General features: G+C 47.4%; 2 tRNA genes and 1 rRNA gene (1 of these 3 cut by a window edge). All 3 read right to left on the minus strand.

The features are described from left to right. Nucleotides 1-324: 324 nt before the first annotated feature. Nucleotides 325-400: transfer RNA gene (locus tag JR005_RS12015), tRNA-Ala, on the minus strand. A gap of 55 nt (nucleotides 401-455) precedes the next feature. Beyond that, nucleotides 456-532: transfer RNA gene (locus JR005_RS12020), tRNA-Ile, on the minus strand. Between the two features lie 177 nt (nucleotides 533-709). Next, nucleotides 710-2159, minus strand: a 16S ribosomal RNA gene (locus JR005_RS12025); it runs 89 nt beyond the window's last position.

Here is a 2159-nt window from a genome sequence, read left to right on the forward strand (position 1 = left end):
CAGCTTCAATCTAAATTCATATACCAAAACGCTTGATTCAGTTAATTTGCTAGTTCTCAATTAACTCTGAGATCAGAATTACTTCTTCTCTCTTTGTTATTGAGTGAACAATTTATTTCAGACTCAATTCTCAATCTGTTAATGAATTAATGTAACCTCGTCAGCTACATTAAACTGTGATTAATCACAGAGCTTAATAAATCATTATATTTACTAAGCTCTATAATCTTCTTAACTTCAAGCTCCATCCTATGTGTGCCTGCGCACAGCATAGCTGTTTGCTTAAATTTCAAGGAAAAGCTGCGCTTTTCTGTTCTTGAAATTTGGTGGAGACTAGGAGAGTCGAACTCCTGACCTCCTGCGTGCAAAGCAGGCGCTCTACCAACTAAGCTAAGTCCCCAGCTTATATCATTTAAGTATCTTTAACTCTGTACTCATTAATCTATTCGTCAGAATGGTGGGTCTGACAAGACTTGAACTTGTGACCCCACGCTTATCAAGCGTGTGCTCTAACCAACTGAGCTACAGACCCTGAGAAATAAAAAAAGAGATTAATAATCTCTTTTTTTATTTCGCAAGACAAGCGCAGCGCGTAGTGCATGACTTATCTCTGAAATTAAAAGAGAAAACTCGTTCCTTTTCTATCTTTCATTCAGATACCAGAAGAACAACTTGTTGTGGATTCTTACCAATCAACCAATCTTTTCGTTAAGGAGGTGATCCAGCCGCAGGTTCCCCTACGGCTACCTTGTTACGACTTCACCCCAGTCATCGGCCACACCGTGGTGAACGTCCTCTTTGCAGTTAGACTATCCACTTCTGGTGCAACAAACTCCCATGGTGTGACGGGCGGTGTGTACAAGGCCCGGGAACGTATTCACCGCGGCATTCTGATCCGCGATTACTAGCGATTCCGACTTCATGGAGTCGAGTTGCAGACTCCAATCCGGACTACGATCGGCTTTTTGAGATTAGCATCCTATCGCTAGGTAGCAACCCTTTGTACCGACCATTGTAGCACGTGTGTAGCCCTGGTCGTAAGGGCCATGATGACTTGACGTCGTCCCCGCCTTCCTCCAGTTTGTCACTGGCAGTATCCTTAAAGTTCCCACCCAAAGTGCTGGCAAATAAGGAAAAGGGTTGCGCTCGTTGCGGGACTTAACCCAACATCTCACGACACGAGCTGACGACAGCCATGCAGCACCTGTATGTAAGTTCCCGAAGGCACCAATCCATCTCTGGAAAGTTCTTACTATGTCAAGACCAGGTAAGGTTCTTCGCGTTGCATCGAATTAAACCACATGCTCCACCGCTTGTGCGGGCCCCCGTCAATTCATTTGAGTTTTAGTCTTGCGACCGTACTCCCCAGGCGGTCTACTTATCGCGTTAGCTGCGCCACTAATCCCTCAAAGAGACCAACGGCTAGTAGACATCGTTTACGGCATGGACTACCAGGGTATCTAATCCTGTTTGCTCCCCATGCTTTCGTACCTCAGCGTCAGTGTTAGGCCAGATGGCTGCCTTCGCCATCGGTATTCCTCCAGATCTCTACGCATTTCACCGCTACACCTGGAATTCTACCATCCTCTCCCACACTCTAGCTAACCAGTATCGAATGCAATTCCCAAGTTAAGCTCGGGGATTTCACATCCGACTCAATTAGCCGCCTACGCACGCTTTACGCCCAGTAAATCCGATTAACGCTCGCACCCTCTGTATTACCGCGGCTGCTGGCACAGAGTTAGCCGGTGCTTATTCTGCGAGTAACGTCCAGTAGCTGGTAGTATTAATACCAGTACCCTCCTCCTCGCTTAAAGTGCTTTACAACCATAAGGCCTTCTTCACACACGCGGCATGGCTGGATCAGGGTTCCCCCCATTGTCCAATATTCCCCACTGCTGCCTCCCGTAGGAGTCTGGGCCGTGTCTCAGTCCCAGTGTGGCGGATCATCCTCTCAGACCCGCTACAGATCGTCGCCTTGGTAGGCCTTTACCCCACCAACTAGCTAATCCGACTTAGGCTCATCTATTAGCGCAAGGTCATTACTGATCCCCTGCTTTCTCCCGTAGGACGTATGCGGTATTAGCATCCCTTTCGAAATGTTGTCCCCCACTAATAGCCAGATTCCTAAGTATTACTCACCCGTCCGCCGCTAAGAT

Source organism: Acinetobacter sp. Colony158 (assembly GCF_019264745.1).
GTDB lineage: Bacteria > Pseudomonadota > Gammaproteobacteria > Pseudomonadales > Moraxellaceae > Acinetobacter > Acinetobacter ursingii.